Genomic DNA, 18,606 nt, shown 5'->3' on the forward strand with positions numbered 1-18,606 from the left:
GTCTGGGCCCTATGGGAGGAGGCGCAGATGGATCCCCGTGCTTCGTTCCGGCTGTTCCGCACCGGACTCATCGGATCAGTCGTGTTCGGTCTGGCAGCCGGCGGCCACCTGGCCGGAGGGGGCCAGCTCCCGGCGCTGTCCGTTTTGGCGGCCCTGTGCGCCGTGACCATGGTCCCGGTGGCCGCGCTGACCCGTTTCCGCCTGTCTTTTCCGGTTCTGACCGGGCTCATTGGCGCGGGGCAGCTCTGGCTCCACTGGGCTTTCGCCGCGCTCTCGGTGGGAGCGCCGCCGGCGGTCCATCAGGTGATGCCGGCAGGCCACGCCGGGCACGCCGCAACAACGTTGGTCCACGAGACCTTGACCGTGGCCGTGCCGGCCCACACTGCTGCCCCTGATGCGCTCATGATCGCCGCGCACGCCGTGGCTACCGTCGCCACGGCGCTGCTGTTGGCCCGGGGCGAGCGGGCCCTCGGATTCCTGGCCGGCTGGCTGCGCCCGCTCCTGGGGCAGCCCGAACCTGCCGCCATTGTTCCGGCGAGAGTTCCCGGCCCCTCCGCAGGGCCGGCCATCCTTCGCCCGGCCGGCGCCGCGTTGCGGCTGCCCTCCCGGCGGGGACCTCCCGCGGCCGCGCCCGCCGCCTAGAGCCGGTCCCTTTCACTCACGGACAGGGCCAACGGCGGCGCTTCGCCTGCTGTCCCGGGCCGCCGCACCGGCCGCCCGTTCCCGATCCGTTTCATTTTGTGAAAGGCACTCCCGCCATGAATACCTCCGTTCGCCGTACCCTCAAGACCGCCGCCGCCACCACGATTGCAGCCGGTTTCCTGGCCGCCGGCGCAGCCGCAGCGTCCGCCCACGTCAACGTCGCCCCGGATGATCCGGCCGCAGGCGGCTTCACGCACCTGACCTTCAACGTGCCCAACGAATCACCCACCGCCAAGACCAACAAGCTCGAGGTGACGCTGCCCACCGACACCCCGTTCACCTCGGTGTCCGTCAAGCCGGTTGAAGGCTGGAAGGCGCAAGTCATCACCACCAATCTGCCCAAGCCGATCACCGTCGGCGGAGCCACCATCACCAAGGCGCCCAGCAGCGTTGTATGGACCGCAGATGCCGCGCACCAGATCGGGCCCAACGAATACCAGGCGTTCTCCCTCTCCGTCGGTGTCCTGCCTGACGAGGGAACCACTGTGACCCTGCCCGCGGCGCAGACCTACACCGATGGCACCGTGGTGAAGTGGAACGAGAAGGCCGCCGAGGGCCAGGCAGAGCCCGAGCACCCGGCCCCTTCCTTCGTGACCACGGCCAAGGACGCCGAACCTGCGGCCGCTCCGGCCTCGACGGAGGCGACGACGGCCCCGCGACGACGCCGGCAGCGGCGCCAGCAGGCAGCACCGCCGCCGCGTCCTCCAACGGCGGCGACACCGCCGGCTGGTTCGGGCTCGCCGCCGGACTGATCGGCCTCGCCGCCGGCGTGACCGCCCTGGCGCGCACCCGCCCGGCCCGGGGCAAGTAGCCTCCGCGCCTCCAGCCTGAGCACCTCGCGCCACCATGGCGGGCGCGTTCGCGGAAGTCATGGGAGCGAACAGGAACGGACAGGGCTCCGGACAGCAACCACTGTCCGGAGCCCTGTCCACGGGACGGCCGCAGGGGCCAGCTACACACCCAGGAATCGCCTCCATTCATGAAGAAGTCACCAGGGCGTCACGTCGATGCAACCAACGGAGCCCACACTGGTCCCAGTAGTCAGGGAAAGGAGCCGTCATGGACCTTGAAGGCAGGCATATCCGTTCCTGCGCAGAACTTTCCCCGGGGGACCGAACTGAAGCCTGGCGCGGTGACCGTCCGCTGCACCGGGGCCGTGTCCTGGCAGTCGTCCCGGAGCTGGACATGTTCTGGATTCTTGATGCCCGCACAGGCACCCGGCAACTGCTGGACCTCGATCAGCTGCGTGTCCTGCGGTGCCCGCTCCGGCTCTTGCCGTCTCCACCGGACCGGGATCCCGGACCGGCCGCAGCCTGACGTGCACCCACGTACCGCCAGGCGAACAGTGCGTGAACTTCCGCCGGGACACGACCACCGGCAGCACGCTCCCCCTACCATTGCCCGCATGCACTCCCTTGAATCCGAAGCGTTGATCAACGCGCGCCCCTCCACGGTCTGGGAGGTCCTCACCGACGCCGGCAACCTGACAGTCTGGGAATCCGGCATCACAGCCGTCGACGGCGAGCTGCGCAACGGCGGACGGGTCCGGTTCCACACCACGGGCACGGGGCGCCGGAGTATCCGGGTGCGGGTCCAGCAGCTGCCCGGCCGGGTCATGGTCTGGACCGCCCGCCTGCCGCTAGGAGTTTCGACGACCGCCCGCACGTTCACGCTCGCACCCGCGGACGGCATGACCAGCTTCCACGTAAAAGACGAGCACCGCGGGCTCCTGCACCTGCTGGGCGGCCACACACTGCGCTTCGCCAACCAGTCCCTGGCGGACTTTGTCAGCGCGGTCAAGAAGCGCGCCGAGCTGCTCGACCGGCTCTAGGGCTTGTCTCCCAACCTTCGGCGCAGTGGCTCGTGCGTGAGCCGTTGATACCCGTTGCTTCCCAGGGGGATCGTGTGTCAGCCTCGAAGTGATCCCGCCGGGCGACGACGGGTAGCAGACAAGGAGCACGGCGTGGGACTCATCCATATCGACCTGTTCACCACGCTCGACGGCGTCGCGCAGGCGCCCGGCGGGCCGGAGGAGGACGCTGAGGGCGGCTTCGCGTTTGGTGGCTGGCAGGCGCCTCTCATCGACGAGGTCGTCGGCGAGCAGATCGACGCAGGAATGGTGGGGATGGACGCGCTGATGCTTGGGCGCCGGACGTACGACATTTTTGCCTCGTACTGGCCGCATGCGGAGGGGAGCATCGCGCGGCTGTTCAACCGCCTTCCCAAGTACGTGGCCTCGCGCCAGGCGCCCACCCTCGACTGGGCCAACTCCACGCTGCTCGGTCCTGATGTCGCCGCCGCCGTGCGCGACCTGCGCGAAAGGCACGAGGACATCCACGTCATCGGCAGCCTCGACTTCGTGCAGACCCTGTTCGCCGAGAAGCTCTTCGACCGGCTCACGCTCTGGGTGTATCCGATCCTCCTCGGCGGCGGAAAGAAGGTCTTCGCCAACGGGGTGGTTCCGACGAACCTCACACTCATCGAGCCGGTGGTCGCCTCACCTAAAGGTGCGGTGCTGCAGCGCTACGCGCTCGCCGACGGCACGCCCGGCGTCGGCGATATGTCCGCCGTCGATCAGGAGGGCTAGCGCAGCCAGGGCGGGTCGCCTTTGACGATTGGGCCAGGTCCGCCCGGGCCAAGGCCGGCCACAGTTGAGCCCGGCCACTTGTGAACACCTTGGGGGAGCTCAGTTTGGGGTGGTCACCACCTGCGGGGCGGCCGCCGGAAGTCTGCAGGGTTTTTCCAAGGGGCACTCCCGATAGTTGGCAGCAGCAACCATTTGGAAGCCTTTGCGGCCCCGGCAAAGACACATAAGCCTCGCACGCTTAACGCAAGTCACCCACCCACCTGAGCGCAGAGATTCTGGAGTTAACTCCCTCTGCTTCCCAGTCCTGCATACGGATACCGGCATCTCCGAGAGGAACAGCCATGAGGAACCTTCCAGTTAGTCCACGAACAGTAAGTCCACGAACCCTTCGTAAGATCACCATCCTTGCCGCCGCCGCAGCGCTGATCGCGGCCGGCGGAACGGGTTCCGCCCTGGCCAAGGGCGGCACGGCCAAACCGCCGAAGGGAATCGTTTCCCCCTGGGTGGTGCCCACCCTGGCCACACCGGCCTCCGCAGCATCAGCCCGCGGCTTCGATGACACCGGCTTTGCCAGCAACGCCACCGTCAACACCGACAACACGTCGTGTCCCGGCGTGACGGATCCCGAGTACTACGGCGGCACCGTTACCATCAACGGCATCCTCATCACCATCCCGTGCAACCTGGTGGTCCAGATGCCGGCCAACACGCTGACCTGGGCGGACTTCGTCCATGGAACCGGCGGCACGGCTCCGCTCGGCGTCGACGGCCTGGAACTGCGGGCCGTCGGCAACATCGTGGGATCACGCCACATAGCCGGCCTGGCTTTTGTCTCCCAGCAGTCGGCCAATACAGGCCGCGGTGAAATCACCGGGATCGACTACGCCAACGGCGCCCTGAAGGTGGCTGACGCCGCGGGCGGAACCGTGACCGTCCAGCTGAACGACCCCAAGATCGCCGGCCTGCACGACAGCACCGGCGCCGATACCGGCCGGTTCAGCAACGGCCAGTCGCCTGATTACCGCTTCAGCGTTGACCAGGACAACCCCACCATCCACGCCGCCACGGGCTACCCCATGTGCATCCCGCGCACGGATCCGTCCGTCAAGGATGACCCCCTGTGCCCGCAGAAGAACCGCCCGCTGGCACCGTCGGCCACCACGGTCACCGTACCTGCCTGCCGCAACTTCAGCGTGGCCGGTGTTGTGCCGCCGGCCAGCGGAGAGCTCAGCGCCCCGGCGGCCGGCCAGAAGTACTGCTCGCAGTATGTGATGCCGGTGCCGGGAATCAGCGCCACCGCCCCGGACGCCAACCAGCAGGCGCCCTTCGAAATCGGTGACGTGGTGGACTACTCCGGAACGCTCATTCACGGGTCGCCGGACTACATCTCGGCCCACACGGTTGAGGCCAACCTCGGCATCTACACCCAGCCCGGCACGCAGCCCAGCTACCTGGCGATCGGCGAGTTCGGCGTGGGCACCGCGGACCCCCTTGCGACGGCACCCAACGGCGTGGCGCAGGAGACCCAGGACAGGATCTTCCTCGAATCCGAAACCACGGACGTCAAGACCCCGGTGGATATCTACTACGAGGACCGCAATGCCGACGGTTCGGTCTTCAACCGGTGGATCACGCCGTTTGAAATGACGGGCGAGAACGCGGCCCCGCTTACCGGGCCGACGGGCGGCATCACCACGCAAAACACCGGCCCCCAGCCACAGCGGGCCCGGCTCCGCGCCACGAAGGCCCCCACCGGCCTCCTCAGCCAGCCGGACCGTACCGTCCGCGTGGGAGTCCGCAGCCTGTGCATGCCCACGCCGGTCAACACCACGGCAACCACCATCAACCAGGCCGCTCTGGACAGCTGCTTCAAGAACGCCCCCACCAAGGCCAACGGGCTCCAGCCCGGGCAGTACATCGCTCCGGTCTTCGAGTACATCTTCCCGGAGAACGTGAAGCCCGGAGACGTGATTGTGCCAAACGACCTGTACCACCTGCCGTTCCTGGTCAACGGTGAAGGCACTAACAACGCCGGCGCCCTGGTGCCTTCTCCGTGGTAACACGGGAGGCCGACGGCGGCAGCGCGGCCTAAATGAACGCGCACCCCAGCCTGTGGCGGGGACTCGCTTCGGCGGTCCTCGCCACAGGCGTGCTCGCCGGCTGCAGCCCGGCTCCTCCGGTGCCGACGGCGCAGCCGGCACCAGCGACAGCGAATGCGCCGGTAGGACATACGCCGGCAGGAAGTACGACGGCGGCGGGCCCGACGGCGGCCACGTCACCCGGCGCTTCGGCGGGGGCAGCTGCTGCCGCGCCCGCGCTGCCCCCTTCGGAGCCAAACGCCGGCGGCGGCAACCGCGCCGGCGGAAGGAACCGCGGCGGGAGAGCGGACGGATCGTCCTACACCTGTCTCTTATACACATCTAGATGTGTATAAGAGACAGCCCCAGCGCTGCCCGCGGACTGGCCGGCGGAGGTCCCCTTGCCGCCCGGGCAGCTCCAGGGCTCAACCGGCACGGCCCCCCAATGGAGCGCCATGCTGCTGGTCACAGGCGGCGCTGACAAGGCTCTCGCCGGTGCCGTCAGGTTCTACACAGCGAACGGGTTCACGAGCGAGGGCATCGCCCAGCTGCACCGCGGAAACTACCGGGTTGTCATGGTGGCCATGAACCGCGACCATTCGGCCGCTGAAACCAACCTGACCGTCGCCCTCATCCGGGGCTGAACGCTTCAAATGGGGTCCCTTCACTGGGACCCTGCCGTATGACCGTGTAGTGGGACCGGCAGGGGACCCTGCGGCGGGGTGGCCCAATCTGGGGGAACATTGCAGCCGGCACCTCCGGACCCTCCAAGGATTTCCGGAGGCCCGGGTTGCAAGCTGGTTCTCGAAACCACCCCCGCCACCCAAAATTCCTGGAGGACCTCATGGCAACAACACGGCGCGACGTGCTGAAGCTGAGCATCATGGGCGGCGCAGTTGCCCTGACCGGTGCCACCGCGGACGCCGCCCTGGCCGGTGTGCCGGCCAAGGGCGGCACAGATACCGTCACCACTCCCATCACCACGCCGAGCAGGCTCGCGGCGAAGAACATGCCGATTCCCTTCGCCGCCGCCTTCCGCCGGCCGCCGGAGCTGATCCCGTACGAGCAGGGCTGGGATCCGGACGGCCAGCCCTTTGAGAAGTACTGCCTCACCCAGAAGACGGGGACCGCCCAGATCGCCCGGGGCCTGAACACCACACTGGCCGGTTACAACGGGATTTTTCCGGGCCCGTCCATCCGCGTGGAGCAGGGCACCCGCACCGAGCTGCGGATCAGTAACCGGCTTTCCACCAAGGGACTGCTGTATCCGGACCCGTCCAACACGGTGACGCACCTGCACGGCTCGGCGTCGCTGCCGCAGTACGACGGCTACGCAAACGACAGGACCGCCCCGGGGAAGGTGAAGAACTACCAGTATCCCAACTGGCAGGCGGCCCGGACGCTCTGGTACCACGACCACAACCACATGCTCACCGCCCAGGGTGTGTACTCCGGCCTGGCCGCGTATTACTCCATCACCAACGAGCAGGAGCGGGAGCAGCTGCCGCAGGGCGAGTTCGACGTGCCGATCCTGGTCTCGGACGTGATGCTGAACGCGGACGGCTCCCTGGGATACAACGACAACGGCCATTCCGGCCTGTGGGGCGACATCGTGATGGTCAACGGCGTGCCCTGGCCCACTATGAAGGTGAAGCCGCAGATCTACCGGTTCCGGTTCCTGGTCGGTTCCATCACCCGCTCCTACCGGTTCGCGCTGTCCAACGGTGCCCCGTTCTATGTGGTGGGTACGGATGCCGGCATGACCCCGAAGGTCCAGGCGGTCTCGTCCTGGCGGCAGGGCACGGCCGAGCGGTATGAGGTCTTGATCGACTTCCGGAAGTACAAGCCCGGGCAGACCGTGGAGCTGCGGAACCTGAGCAACAAGAACAACGTGGACTTCGCCAATACCGGCAAGGTCATGAAGTTCCAGGTGGTGGAGGATTCGCCGTCATTGATTCCCGGTTCCCATTCCATCGGCTCGATCCCGGCCAGCCTTGACCCGGGCGAGCATCCCACCAAGGACAGCGGAGGCCTGGACACCATGTCGCTGACCCCGGACATGGCCGTGGCGAAAAGGATCCTGCGGGTCCAGCGCAAGAGCGGGGAGTGGACCATCAACGGCGAAACCTGGGACACGGTGGAAAAGTCCAACTTCACCCGGTGTTTCGCGAACCCGCAGAAGAACCAGGTGGAGCAGTGGACCATCGTGAACGAGTCCGGCGGCTGGTTCCACCCGGTGCACATCCACCTGATCGACGGCAAGATCATCGGCCGGAACACCAACGGCGGCAAGCCCTTCGCCTGGGAGGGCGGCCCGAAGGACGTCTTCTACGCCGGGGAGAACGAGTCCGTCACTGTCCTCATGCAGTTCGATACGGGCAAGCACGAGGGCGGCCGGTACATGGTCCACTGCCACAACCTGGTGCACGAGGACCACGACATGATGGTCCAGTTTGCCGTCGGCGACCTGAACAACAACGATCCCATCAACGCCGACAAGCCCGTCGATGAGACAGAGGTTGAGGGGCACTACGCGTCGAACTACAAGGCCTCCTATCCTGAGGGGACCTGACGCTGCCATGCACCGACCTTTCAAGAAGTACGACGCCGGTTCGGTCACCTCCCGGGGTGACCGGGCCGGCGTCGTGCGTCCTTCGCTGGCGGATGCTGGCGGCGAAGCGCAGGATGAGGGGATGAACGCTTCCGGCTTCCGTTTGGAGAGCCGCGGTCCCGTCGAAGGGATGGCGGGACCGCACCCGTGGAGCCGGTTCGTGGCGTTGGGGGATTCGTTCACCGAAGGGGTGGGCGATCCGGAGCCCCGAAGCCCGGGCGGCCTGCGGGGCTGGGCGGACCGCGTGGCGGAGGAACTGAGCGTGGGCCACGAGGATTTCGCCTACGCCAACCTGGCCGTGCGGGGCCTGCTGCTGGAGCAGATCCTGGATCAGCAGACGGGGCCGGCGATGGCGCTGAAACCGGACCTGATCGCCCTGTCAGGGGGCGGGAACGATCTTGTCTTCCGCGGCACCGATCCCGACAAGCTGGCCGCCAAGCTGGATGCCGCCGTCGGGCTGCTGAGTTCCACGGGCGCCACCATGGTCCTGTTCACCGGGCCGGACTGGGGCGGGACGCCGATGATCGGGCACAACCGGGCCAAGGTGGCAATCTTCAACGAGAACATCCGGACCATCGCCCACCGGCACGATGCCGTGATCGCCGACCTGTGGGCCTTGCGGGCGCTGACGGACCCGCGGATGTGGGACCCGGACCGGCTGCATTTCTCGCCGCTGGGCTACCACACCATCGCCATGATGGTGCTGGACACCTTGAATGTTCCGCACACGCTGCGTCCCCTGCGGCCCAAGGCCCTGCCGGACAGCAGCTGGCGCCATGCCCGGGCCGAGGACCTCGTCTGGGCCAGGAAATACCTGGTCCCCTGGGTGCTGCGGCGGATCCGGCATGAGACCGAGGAAGAACTGCAGGCGAAGCGGCCCGTGGCCGGCCCGGTCTTTGGTGCCGGGATGCCGCCGGGAACGTTCATCGGGACGCACCCGCAGGACCTCTGATTCGGGGGCCGCCTCACCGGGCAATGAAGTAGCATCCGGCTATGACGAAGTATCCGGCACTGACGAACAGGAACTGTAAATGATCGAACACCAGACCTCGGCCGACGGCACCAAGATCGCGTTCGAACGGACCGGTGAAGGACCCGCCCTGATCATTATCGGCGGCGCTTTGAACAACCGGCGCTCGGCCGACATGCTGGTGCCCCTGCTCGCCCCGCACTTCACCGTCTTCGCGTATGACCGGCGCGGGAGGGGCGACAGCACTGACAGTCCGCCCTACAGCCCGGAGCGTGAAATAGAGGACCTGACGGCCCTCATAGGTGCCGCGGGCGGATCGTCCTACACCTATGGCCACTCGTCGGGCGCCATCCTGGCGCTGGAAGCAGCGGCCAGCGGGGCGCCCATTTCCAAACTGGCTGCCTATGAGCCGCCGTATCTGACCGGACAGGCCCCGGACGAAACCTGGGAAGCCTTCCGGGACCGGGTCCAGGCGGCGGTGGACGCGGGAGACCGGGGAGCCGCGATCGAACTGTTCATCCGCCACACGGGCTCTGAGTTCGACGAAGGGATGAAGAGCATGCCGTGGTGGCCTGCCCTCCTCGGCGTCGCGCACACGCTGCCCTATGACCTCACGCTCACGCGGGACGGCAGCGTTCCCGCGGACAGGTTCGCGGACATTAACCTCCCCGCGTTGGGGATTTACGGGGGTGCGAGCCCGTCTTGGGCAGGCGCTGCCATCAGCGCCGTGGCCGCAGCCGTTCCCGGCATGAAGCAGGAAAAGCTGGAAGGCCAGAACCACGGCGTCGCCCCCGAGGCTGTTGCCCCGGTCCTGATTGACTTCTTCAGTTAGGCGCTAGCTCGTCTTCCGCAAATTTCCGCGGATTACTGGAATGCAGACGGAATCGGAAGCGTTACCTCAGTAACGCCCCAAGCTGCTGGGGAGCCTGCGGGCGGCGAGGGAGAGGATAAGGCGATGGACGCCGTCGGCCGCTTTGAACTCAGTGGTTCCGCCACCAGCCGGACAGCCCCGCATCCCTGGAGCCGTTATGTGGCGATGGGGGATTCGTTTACGGAGGGGATCGGCGATCCCGAGGAGCGCAGCCCGGGCGGCTGGCGCGGCTGGGCCGACCGTGTGGCCGAGGAACTCAGCGTTGACCATGAGGACTTTGCCTACGCGAACCTGGCCGTGCGCGGCTTGCTTTTGCAGGAGATCATCGACAGGCAGTTGGCCCAGGCGCTGCGGCTGAAGCCGGACCTGATCAGCCTTTCGGCCGGCGGAAATGACATGGTGTTCCACAACAGCAATCCGGACAAGCTCGCTGCCAGGCTGGACGCGGGCGTTGAACTGCTGAAGACCACCGGCGCCACCGTTGTGCTGTTCACCGGACCGGACTGGTGGCGCACGCCCGTGCTCAGCCGCAACCGGGCCAGGGTGGCCATTTTCAATGAGAATATCCACGCCATCGCGGCCCGGCACGACTGCGTGGTGGCTGACCTGTGGGCTCTGCGGGAACTCCGGGACCCCCAGATGTGGGATCCGGACCGGCTGCACTTCTCCCCGCTGGGGCACCATACCATTGCCATCATGGTCCTGAACACCCTGAACGTGCCCCACACCCTTCAGCCGCTGGCGCCCCCGGCCCTGCCGGAGCGGAGCTGGCGGGAAGCGGGCGCCGACGACCTGGTCTGGGCCAAGACCTACTTCCTGCCGTGGGTCCTGCGGCGCATCCGGCCCCAGCCGGGGGATGCAGCCCTGCAAGCGAAGCGGCCGCAGGCTGCGCCGGTATTCGGTGCCGGGATGCACCCGCAGTTGCACCGAAAGCGGCCGGCGGCCCCGATCAACGGCACGGAGCCCGTGTACAAAGCCCAGCTCAAGCGGGCGTAGGACTCAAACGGGCGCCGAGTTCAGGCGGCGCCCACGCGGAGGCGGTGCTGCCCACAGGCGGGATTCAGTTGATGAGGGCCACCGCGTGGGCGATCACGAGGGCCAGGAGCACAAAGCCGCCGGCGGCCTCAACCACCATGAATATTTTGGCCCGCGGGGACAGGGGCATGGTGTCGGTGGGACTGAATGCCATGGAGTTGGACGCCGAGAAGTACAGGTAGTCCACGAAGGACGCCACCCAGCCCGTCTTCACGGAAGACCTGGTGGCCACCTCCTCGACGGCGTCGTGGTCCTCGTCCTGCGGAAAGCGGAAGTCGGCCGCCGGGAGGTTTTTGCGGTCGGCGTGCCGGCGGGAGACCGGGCCGCCGCGGTCCAGCTCCCAGTAGACCAGGGCGAACCCGATGATGTTGGTGACCCAGACCTGGAGCGCCGCAAGCAGTAGGGTGGGGCCGTCCTGCTTCCCGGAGGAGGTCAGCAGGATGATCAGCTGCACCAGTGCCACCTCGTTGGCGGCCACCAGCAGCAGGGCCTGGCCGGTGGCAAGGTACTTGGACCAGCGGGTCTGCCGGCGGAGGCGGGCCGGGTTCAGCGCGATCAGCGGGATGAGCATCAGCAGCCCGATGGCCACCACTGTGTACCGGAGAGCCGGAAGGAAGGTGGTGGGCAGGGTGGCGTAGAGGCCCAATGCGACGAGTAGCGCGATGACGGCGGGTAGGCGGTGTTCGGCCCGGGGAGCGGGTTTCTCGTCAAAGGACATCTGATGAGTCTAGGGACCCGCAGTGCCCGCCCGCGGTAGCGCCGCGTTGTTCGGCACGGGCCTGCGCGCCGGTCCCGAGCCGTGACCGGTGGTCCAGCGCCCTCCGGTCCCCTCGGCAGCGTCCTCCCGAATCGCTAGGGCATCACCTTGTACAGATCGATGACGGTCTCTTCCGGAGGCGACGCGAAGCCGCCCTCGATGCCCTGCTGCATCCGGGGAAGGAGGATGCCGTCGCGGAATTTCTCCCAGCTCTCCTTCGACTCATGGACAGCCATAATCGTCCAACCGCCGGCAGAAGAGCCTGCGGCATGGAAGATCTGGCCGTCAGGCAGGAGCCCCTCGCCTGGGTGGACAGCGGCAATTGAGGCATCGTACTGGTCCTTGGTGCCGCCTGCGAAGAAATGCACGATGCCGTAGGGCGCGGTGTCCATATCTGCTCCTTGGATGGTCTGGTTGGTGTTGGACATGCCAACCAATAGACCTCGGCCCGCTGGATGTCAATGGGGTCATCCCGAAGGGCTCGCCCTAGCCTCCCCACACCGAGGACGATCCGGAGTGCCCGGTGACGATGCTCTGGCAGATCAGGAACAGCCCGGCCAGAACGTCCACGGCCAGGAGCAGCGGGGACTGCCCATGATGCTGGTGTGGTGCGCGCCTGGCTAGAGTGGGGTGCCGTAGATTCCTTGGCGTGTGTTGCGGCTTTCCTGAAGGCGTCGCTGCAGTAGTCCGGGCCGGGTCGCAGTAGACCTCGCTGGTGGTGAGTATGTACCAGATTGCCAGGAGTATGGAGTGCTGGACAGCAACGAGCGTCCTGATAGGGCCGCGGCGGGCGGCGATTCGATGATATTTGGCGCTGAAGTACGTGGTTCTGGAACGCGAAACGCTCATTGCTGCTATTCCCAGCGCGGCTTTGAGATACGGTGCCGGCCCAGGATGCCAGTTGAGGTCGGTGATGGCCCGAGTTGGGCGTCCATGACGTCCAGGTGCAAGCGGATCAGAAATCCGTGGTGTCCGGTCAACCGGGTGGGTGAGGGCCTCCGTGAGTTCGGGAATCTTGGCTCGCATTCTTTGACTGGCCATGTCCGCAAGCACGCCTGGATCGCGCTCACCGTTGATCGCTGCACGGGCCTGCGCGCATGGCCAAGCAGTGACGGGGCGTCAGCCCGGGGTGAGGACGCAGAACTCGTTGCCCTCTGGGTCGGCGAGGCATACCCATGGCACATCGCCCTGGCCGACATCGGCATCAGTGGCGCCGAGCGCCCGTAGCCTGGCCACCTCTGCGGCTTGGTCGTCACCGGCGTACGGCCTCAGGTCGAGGTGGACACGGTTCCACACGGTCTCCGGGCCGGACGTGCGAAGGAACTCCAGATACGGCCCGACGCCTTGGGCCGAACGCAGCCTCGCATGATCATCGGTCACCTCGTGCAGGGTCCAGTCCGTGGCATCGCTCCAGAACCGGGCCATGGCCCGCGGATCCGCGCAGTTGACCACCACCGCGGCGATCGGCCCGGTGTCCCGGTAGATCGGTCGCGGCTCCAGCACGCAGAACACGTTGCCCTCCGGATCGGCCAGGACCGTCCACGGCACATCACCCTGGCCCACATCTGCGGGCGTCGCACCGAGCTCCATCAGGCGCGCCACCAGCTCCGCCTGATGGGCCGCAGACGTGGTGGCGAGATCGAGGTGCACGCGGTACCTCACCGTCTCGGGGTCCGGGACGGTGACGACATCGACGCAGACGGCGGCGGGATCCGGCCAGACGAAGCCCACAGGTTCAACATTGGTCACGCCGGGTCCCTCGCTGGACACACCCCAACCGAGGGCCTCCGCCCAAAACCGGCCGAGCGCCGAGTCATCCCGGGCCTTGAAATTCACCTGAACAAGTCGCAGCGCCATGCCGGGGGCCTAGCCGCCCCACACCGAGGACGATCCGGAGTGCCCGGTGATGATGCTCTGGTAGATCATGAACAATCCGGCCAGCACGCCAACGGCCAGCAGGGCGATCCTGACAGGCCGGGATTCCTGGAGGCCCGCCAGCGCAGGCACCCGCCGGGCCAGCGGCGCGTAGGTGGCTGCGAGCATCAGTGCCACCACCACAAAGAAGACCACCGCGGTGTATTTGAAGATGTCACCCTGCCGGGCGTGCGCCTGGATCGCGTCGGTGGCGCCCCGGATGGCCTGCAGCTGCTCGCCGGCCTGGGCGGTGATGAGGGACAGGGGAGCGAGCATCAGCGTCAGGACACCCAGCGGCCACGCCAGGTAGTTCCGGGTCCGGGCGGCGAGGCCGTAGACCACGGCACCCAGCCCGGCAAGCGGCCCGAAGACCACCACGGCGTGGACGAGGAGAATGTGGGCCGGAAGGCCGGCGATCATGAACACGGGTTGCTCCTTGCAGGACGGTTACCGCATGGCAGGACAGGTACTGCGTGCTGTCACGGTAGCACCAGCCAAAGGCCCAGCGCGCCAAGAAACACGCATGAACTTGCCGTCCACCGACGGTCCTTAAAAATGGGAGGCTCCGCGGGCCGGATCCATCGTGCTCGAACGTGATGGGGGTCGCCGGACCCGGCGCTGGCGGGGGGAGCGCATTGCCGGGTCCGGCGGACTGACCGGTTGGAGGACACCTTGCGATCAGATAGTCAGATGTTGGCCGTCCGACCTTCACAAAAGCTTGCGGGACCCTATGGCTCCAAGAGCCTTCCGCGCCAATGGGTTCCCCCACCGGCCTTGCACGCGCCGCGTCCGGCACCGCAAACGAGACCAGGCGCCCGGAAATTGTCTTTACCAGCCAGCCCCGGGTCTGCTGCCTCAGCCGGTGAGGGCATATCCTTCGCGGATCCAGGCCAGCACCTCGGCATCAATTTCTGAAGGGAAGGATTGCTCCTTGCAGCACGGTATACCGCATGTCAGGACAGGTGCTGCGTGCTGTCACGCTAGCACTAGCCAGAGGCCCAGGGCGCCTAGAACCACGCATGAACTTGCCGTCCACAGAACGGCGGCGATGTCCGGTGCGAGATGCTCCGCCGTGATGCCGTGGATGCCGCGCCGGTACCGCACCCGCTGGGTGAAGTAGATGCCGCCTCCGGCCGCTACTGAAACGGCAAAAAAGGGCAGGACCAGTGGTCCGTGTTCCGGAATCCAGCGGAGGAAGATGGCGCTGGCGGTCACCAGTGTCAGCGTCGTCCGGCCCCACGCCAGCACCGTGCGCTCCGGCTGCAGCCCGGGGTCTCCATGCGGCCGATCGTCCGGGTGGTTGTGGGTCATGTTTTCAGGCCAGGACGACGACGGCGATCACCACGGCCGCTGCGACGGCGCAGCCGGCGGCGAGCAGCGGGGCAATGAGCGGCAGCGGCAACGGCCGGTTGGTGCGCAGGCTGCCTTCGACGCGAAGCCAGCGCACGGCAGCTCCGGCGCTGAGGATCATGCCGAGCAGGAGCAGCAGGACCGAGAGCCCCCGCCGGACGGGTTCCAGGAAGACGTCGGAGGTGAAGGCCTCCACGGCGATGCCGCCGGCCAGGAGTGCCAGCGAGGTGCGGATCCAGGCCAGGAACGTACGTTCATTGGCTAGCGTGAAGCGCGGGTCCGGCTCGGTCCCACCGGGGAGAAGCCTTTCGGCGATCCTGCTTCTGCGGGCTGGGCCCGTATCGGGGGTTGGTCCGGGTCTTGGGTCAAGCGGGTTCGCGGGCACGGTCACAGTCTAGACAGCGGCTAGCGGAGGGATAGTTCCAGACGCGGTACACGCGGTTAAAATCGGTGATTTCAAGCTCTCCGCGCGCAGAAGGCAGGATCAGCGTTCCCGCCGCGCCGGTGCCCCGGAGGGGTACGCCTCCGGGGCGGACCTCATCGTGGCAGCAACCATGCGCGAGGTTCCGAACCTTCAACGGGCAGCGTGATCGCCGTCAACCCCACTAGGCCGAGGCGCTCAGCGGTTGCCAGGCCTGGCCGGCGCCGACAGTGTCCGCGCCTGCCTCAAAGAACAAGGCGATGGTAACCGCGCCGGGGTCGAGCACTCCCCGCGCGAGTTCGCCCACATAGGTGGCCCTGCCGCGGGCGGCGATGAGGTCGGCGGTGGACTCAGCGCCGGCCCGGGCGGCCAGGGCTGCTTCCAGGAGCGCCCCGCCAAGCGTGTTGCCGCGCTCGGCGGCCGCGGTGAGAGCAACGGATGCCGGTTGGAGCGCGTCGATCATCGTGTTGTCACCGACCCGGGCACCGCCGAGTTTCTGGATGGTCGACAGCCCCGCCGCGATGCCTTGGGCGATGTCGGTGACGGCTGCTGCGTCATTCTTGGAACCTTTGGCGATGTCGCGGAACCACATCCCGAACAGCGGTCCGCTGGTGCCTCCGGTGGCCATGAAGCCACGGCTTGCGGCTTGGAACACGGTGGGGAAGGTCGCTTCCGTGGCGGTCGGCAGACCTGCTCGTGTGCGTTCCAGGGCGGAGGCGATGTTGACGCCGAAGTCGCCGTCACCGGCGAGCCGGTCCAGCTCTGTCAGGTAGGCCTGAGTCGAGTCGAATCGTTCATTGAACGAGGTTATCCACGTCAGTGCAGCGGTGCCGTCGATGAGGTTGGTCATGATGTTTCCTTCGGTCTGTTGGTGTTGTTACCAGGAGAGGGCGGGTGTGCGAACGGTGTCGTCCCACAGGCTGATCAGTTCGTCGTCGGCGACCGTCAGGGTCACGGAGAGGCCGTGCATGTTCAGGGAAGAGACGTACGTGCCGGCGAGGGAGCGCGCGACGCGGATGCCACGACCGTTCAGAAGGTTGTGCATGTGGCGGGCTGCGATGGAGAGCTCGAGCGGGTAGGCGCCGCCGAGGCCGTTCACGATGGCGATTACCGACTGGCCGCGCTTGACCTCCAGGTTGGAGACCAATGGCGTGACGAGCTGTTCGACCAGGTCATCGGCGGGTGCGTAGGCTATGCGGCGGGTGCCTCGTTCGCCGTGGATGCCCACCCCGAATTCGACCTCGTGGGGTTCGAGCTCAAATGCGGCGGTGGACTCTCCGGGATGTGCGCCAGCGTCCAGGGCGATCGCCAGGCTGCGGGAACGGGCGACGACGTCGCGGCCGCGGGCGGCGATGGTGGATACGTCGGCGCCCCGCTCGGCGAGGGCGCCGCATACCTTTTCGACGGTGACGACGGCGGCCGTGCCGCGGCGTCCCGGACCGTCATTGCCGTTGTCGGAGGCGAGGTCGTCGTCAACGAGCACCTGCTCGACAGGGACGCCGTCGTCATCGGCCAGTGACGCGGCGATCTGGAAGTTGAGGACGTCGCCGGTGTAGTTCTTCACGATCTGCACGACGCCTGCGCCGGTGTTGGCGAGTTTGGTGCCTGCGTGCACCTGGTCTGCGGTGGGGCTGGCAAACACTGCGCCGCAGACGGCGACGTCGAGCATTCCGCTGCCGACGAATCCGGCGTGCAGCGGCTCGTGGCCGGAGCCTCCGCCTGAGACAAGGCCGACCTTGCCGGGTGTCAGGATTTTGCGGGAAATCAGGTTGTGTTCGTTGTTGAACGTCACCAGCTCCGGATGCGTCAGGGCGAATCCGTCCAGGGCTTCGTCGATGACGCGGTGGGGGCTGTTGATGATGTGTCGCACGGCTGTAGGCATGGAAGTACTCCGGTTCTTGTTAGTGGCAGTGGAATGAGAGGCGAAAAGGGGACGGGGAGGGCTAGGAAAGTTCGCCGAAGCCTTGAAGGACGAGTTGCTTTACGGCGTTCACGGCCTGGGAGGCGTCGGGGCCGTTGGCATCGATGCGGATCCGGTCGTTCCTGCTTGCGGCGAGGGACAGCAGGCCGATCACGCTGCATGCGTTGACCGGCCCGCGCCCGGCGGTGGTGTTGGTCAGTTCGACGTCGGCACTGAACTCCCCGGCGGTCTGCACGAGCAGCGATGCCGGGCGGGCGTGGAGGCCCATCGGATTGATCAGCCGTTCCTCGGCGCTGGCGGCGGGGCTCCCCGGGGCGGTGTCGTCCCCACCTGAAGCGTCCGGGGCTGTGACGGTCTGCGTCTTCTTGGCGCTGAGGGCGTTGCTCGTTTCAGCGGTGATGTCGGCCAGCGAACTGCCTGCGGCGGCGCCGACCACTGCCGCCGTCGTTGCCTCGACGAAGGGGCCGTCGCTGATCACCACCTGGTGGGTGCTGGCGCGGATCTCCAAGGCCAGGGATGCGCTGAGGATCGCTGATCCCAGGTCGGTGATGACGAGCACGCCGTCCGTGGTGGCGAGGTCATCGATGGCGGACGCGATTGCTGTTGCGTCGGTTCCGAATCCTCCGGCGGCGCCGGCGGCGATCCGGATGGGAGGTTGCGTGCCGTGGACCATTTGCAGGGCGAGTTCCATTGCAGCGTTGGCCAGTGCTTCACTATGTGAGACGAGTACGATGCCGATCATCGTGCCTTTCCTTCACCGACGCTTGCGGCCAGCGCAGCAACCAGGATGGTCGCTGACGCGGCTCCTGGGTCGATGTGCCCGGCGCTGCGGTCACCGAGATAGGACGCCCGGCCTTTGCGTGCGACGAGCGGTTCGGTCGAGTCCCGGCCGGTCGTCGCCGCAGCGGCGGCGGCCGCAATGGAGCCATGCAGTTGCCGGCCGTCAGCCAGGGACTGGGACAGGACCGTGACGGCCGGTTCGAGGGCGTCAATCATGGTCTTGTCGCCAACTGCCGCGTGGCCGCGTGCGATGACGCCGTTCACGCCGGCACGCAGTGCGTTCTCCAGTTCCGATGCGTCCAATTGCGCGCTCGAGGGGCTATTTCGGCCCATTTCAAGGAAGAAGGTGCCGTACAGGGACCCGCTGGCCCCGCCGACGGTGGACACCAGGGTCATGCCGACGGCCTTGAGCAGTTCCTGTACGGTTTTTGTCGACCTGTCATCGAGCTTGGCGACCACCGCGGCTGTGCCGCGAACCATGTTGGTCCCGTGGTCGGCGTCGCCGATCGCCGAGTCCAGCTCGGTCAACCAGTCTGCCTGTGTCGTGATCTCCGACGCGAAGCGGTTCAGCCACTGCTGGATGGCATCGATCGTGAGTGTTTCCGGCAT

General features: G+C 67.0%; 23 protein-coding genes. 12 read left to right on the forward strand and 11 right to left on the reverse strand.

Annotated elements, in window-relative coordinates; translation table 11 throughout:
• The first annotated feature begins 27 nt into the window (after positions 1–27).
• The 7 genes from B1A87_RS00720 (at position 28) to B1A87_RS00750 (ending at position 5,723) form a co-directional block, all read left to right on the forward strand.
• On the forward strand, positions 28–642 hold the full coding sequence (locus B1A87_RS00720) for a hypothetical protein (protein ID WP_078028726.1): 615 nt from the start codon (positions 28–30) through the stop codon (positions 640–642).
• Positions 643–758: 116 nt separating this feature from the next.
• A complete protein-coding gene (locus tag B1A87_RS00725) occupies positions 759–1,454 on the forward strand; it encodes a YcnI family protein (RefSeq protein WP_144275677.1) in 696 nt (231 codons plus the stop codon).
• 307 nt (positions 1,455–1,761) lie between these two features.
• Positions 1,762–2,019 carry a hypothetical protein gene (locus B1A87_RS00730; RefSeq protein WP_185982187.1) on the forward strand — a complete coding sequence of 86 codons (258 nt, stop codon included), beginning with the start codon at positions 1,762–1,764 and terminating at the stop codon, positions 2,017–2,019.
• An 88-nt stretch (positions 2,020–2,107) separates the two neighbouring features.
• A complete protein-coding gene (locus tag B1A87_RS00735; protein WP_185982188.1) occupies positions 2,108–2,533 on the forward strand; it encodes an SRPBCC family protein in 426 nt (141 codons plus the stop codon).
• Positions 2,534–2,665: 132 nt separating this feature from the next.
• The gene (locus B1A87_RS00740) at positions 2,666–3,289 is read left to right on the forward strand and encodes a dihydrofolate reductase family protein (protein ID WP_078028723.1); all 624 of its coding nucleotides are present in this window, start codon (positions 2,666–2,668) and stop codon (positions 3,287–3,289) included.
• 341 nt (positions 3,290–3,630) lie between these two features.
• On the forward strand, positions 3,631–5,349 hold the full coding sequence (locus tag B1A87_RS00745) for a hypothetical protein (RefSeq protein WP_078028722.1): 1,719 nt from the start codon (positions 3,631–3,633) through the stop codon (positions 5,347–5,349).
• A 32-nt stretch (positions 5,350–5,381) separates the two neighbouring features.
• Positions 5,382–5,723: a hypothetical protein gene (locus B1A87_RS00750; protein ID WP_144275678.1), complete on the forward strand. Its 342-nt coding sequence runs from the start codon at positions 5,382–5,384 to the stop codon at positions 5,721–5,723.
• On the opposite strand, the gene B1A87_RS22735 is transcribed toward B1A87_RS00750, so the two are convergent.
• Entirely contained in the window at positions 5,687–5,824 is a 138-nt protein-coding gene (locus tag B1A87_RS22735; protein ID WP_185982189.1) for a hypothetical protein, read from the reverse strand. The two genes, B1A87_RS00750 and B1A87_RS22735, sit on opposite strands and share 37 nt — an antisense overlap.
• Here B1A87_RS22735 and B1A87_RS00755 point away from each other — a divergent pair.
• From B1A87_RS00755 to B1A87_RS00775, 5 genes are all read left to right on the forward strand, one after another.
• Entirely contained in the window at positions 5,823–6,011 is a 189-nt protein-coding gene (locus tag B1A87_RS00755) for a hypothetical protein (protein WP_078028721.1), read from the forward strand. The two genes, B1A87_RS22735 and B1A87_RS00755, sit on opposite strands and share 2 nt — an antisense overlap.
• A 200-nt stretch (positions 6,012–6,211) precedes the next feature.
• On the forward strand, positions 6,212–7,939 hold the full coding sequence (locus B1A87_RS00760; RefSeq protein WP_078028720.1) for a multicopper oxidase family protein: 1,728 nt from the start codon (positions 6,212–6,214) through the stop codon (positions 7,937–7,939).
• 121 nt (positions 7,940–8,060) lie between these two features.
• Positions 8,061–8,930, forward strand: a complete 870-nt coding sequence (locus B1A87_RS00765; RefSeq protein WP_078028743.1) for an SGNH/GDSL hydrolase family protein — start codon at positions 8,061–8,063, stop codon at positions 8,928–8,930.
• Positions 8,931–9,009: 79 nt separating this feature from the next.
• Positions 9,010–9,780, forward strand: coding sequence for an alpha/beta fold hydrolase (locus B1A87_RS00770; protein ID WP_078028719.1), 771 nt, complete (start codon positions 9,010–9,012; stop codon positions 9,778–9,780).
• Between the two features lie 123 nt (positions 9,781–9,903).
• Positions 9,904–10,815 carry an SGNH/GDSL hydrolase family protein gene (locus B1A87_RS00775; protein ID WP_078028718.1) on the forward strand — a complete coding sequence of 304 codons (912 nt, stop codon included), beginning with the start codon at positions 9,904–9,906 and terminating at the stop codon, positions 10,813–10,815.
• Positions 10,816–10,879: 64 nt separating this feature from the next.
• Here B1A87_RS00775 and B1A87_RS00780 read toward each other — a convergent pair whose 3' ends face one another.
• The 10 genes from B1A87_RS00780 to dhaL (B1A87_RS00825) form a co-directional block, all read right to left on the reverse strand.
• Positions 10,880–11,572: a DUF1345 domain-containing protein gene (locus B1A87_RS00780; protein WP_078028717.1), complete on the reverse strand. Its 693-nt coding sequence runs from the start codon at positions 11,570–11,572 to the stop codon at positions 10,880–10,882.
• 134 nt (positions 11,573–11,706) lie between these two features.
• Positions 11,707–12,003, reverse strand: coding sequence for a hypothetical protein (locus B1A87_RS00785; RefSeq protein ID WP_078028716.1), 297 nt, complete (start codon positions 12,001–12,003; stop codon positions 11,707–11,709).
• 727 nt (positions 12,004–12,730) lie between these two features.
• Positions 12,731–13,468, reverse strand: a complete 738-nt coding sequence (locus tag B1A87_RS00790; protein WP_078028715.1) for a VOC family protein — start codon at positions 13,466–13,468, stop codon at positions 12,731–12,733.
• Between the two features lie 9 nt (positions 13,469–13,477).
• A complete protein-coding gene (locus B1A87_RS00795; protein WP_313902499.1) occupies positions 13,478–13,945 on the reverse strand; it encodes a hypothetical protein in 468 nt (155 codons plus the stop codon).
• Positions 13,946–14,500: 555 nt separating this feature from the next.
• Positions 14,501–14,836, reverse strand: coding sequence for a DUF202 domain-containing protein (locus tag B1A87_RS00800; RefSeq protein WP_078028713.1), 336 nt, complete (start codon positions 14,834–14,836; stop codon positions 14,501–14,503).
• A gap of 4 nt (positions 14,837–14,840) precedes the next feature.
• Entirely contained in the window at positions 14,841–15,260 is a 420-nt protein-coding gene (locus B1A87_RS00805; protein ID WP_078028742.1) for a YidH family protein, read from the reverse strand.
• Positions 15,261–15,480: 220 nt separating this feature from the next.
• Positions 15,481–16,146, reverse strand: a complete 666-nt coding sequence (gene dhaL, locus B1A87_RS00810) for a dihydroxyacetone kinase subunit DhaL (RefSeq protein ID WP_078028712.1) — start codon at positions 16,144–16,146, stop codon at positions 15,481–15,483.
• A 27-nt stretch (positions 16,147–16,173) separates the two neighbouring features.
• Positions 16,174–17,178: a dihydroxyacetone kinase subunit DhaK gene (locus B1A87_RS00815; RefSeq protein WP_078028711.1), complete on the reverse strand. Its 1,005-nt coding sequence runs from the start codon at positions 17,176–17,178 to the stop codon at positions 16,174–16,176.
• A 61-nt stretch (positions 17,179–17,239) separates the two neighbouring features.
• Positions 17,240–17,959 carry an HPr family phosphocarrier protein gene (locus tag B1A87_RS00820; RefSeq protein ID WP_078028710.1) on the reverse strand — a complete coding sequence of 240 codons (720 nt, stop codon included), beginning with the start codon at positions 17,957–17,959 and terminating at the stop codon, positions 17,240–17,242.
• On the reverse strand, positions 17,956–18,606 hold the full coding sequence (dhaL, locus tag B1A87_RS00825) for a dihydroxyacetone kinase subunit DhaL (protein ID WP_078028709.1): 651 nt from the start codon (positions 18,604–18,606) through the stop codon (positions 17,956–17,958). The genes B1A87_RS00820 and dhaL (B1A87_RS00825) overlap by 4 nt, the downstream gene beginning before the upstream one ends.

The organism is Arthrobacter sp. KBS0703, from assembly GCF_002008315.2.
Lineage (GTDB): Bacteria > Actinomycetota > Actinomycetes > Actinomycetales > Micrococcaceae > Arthrobacter.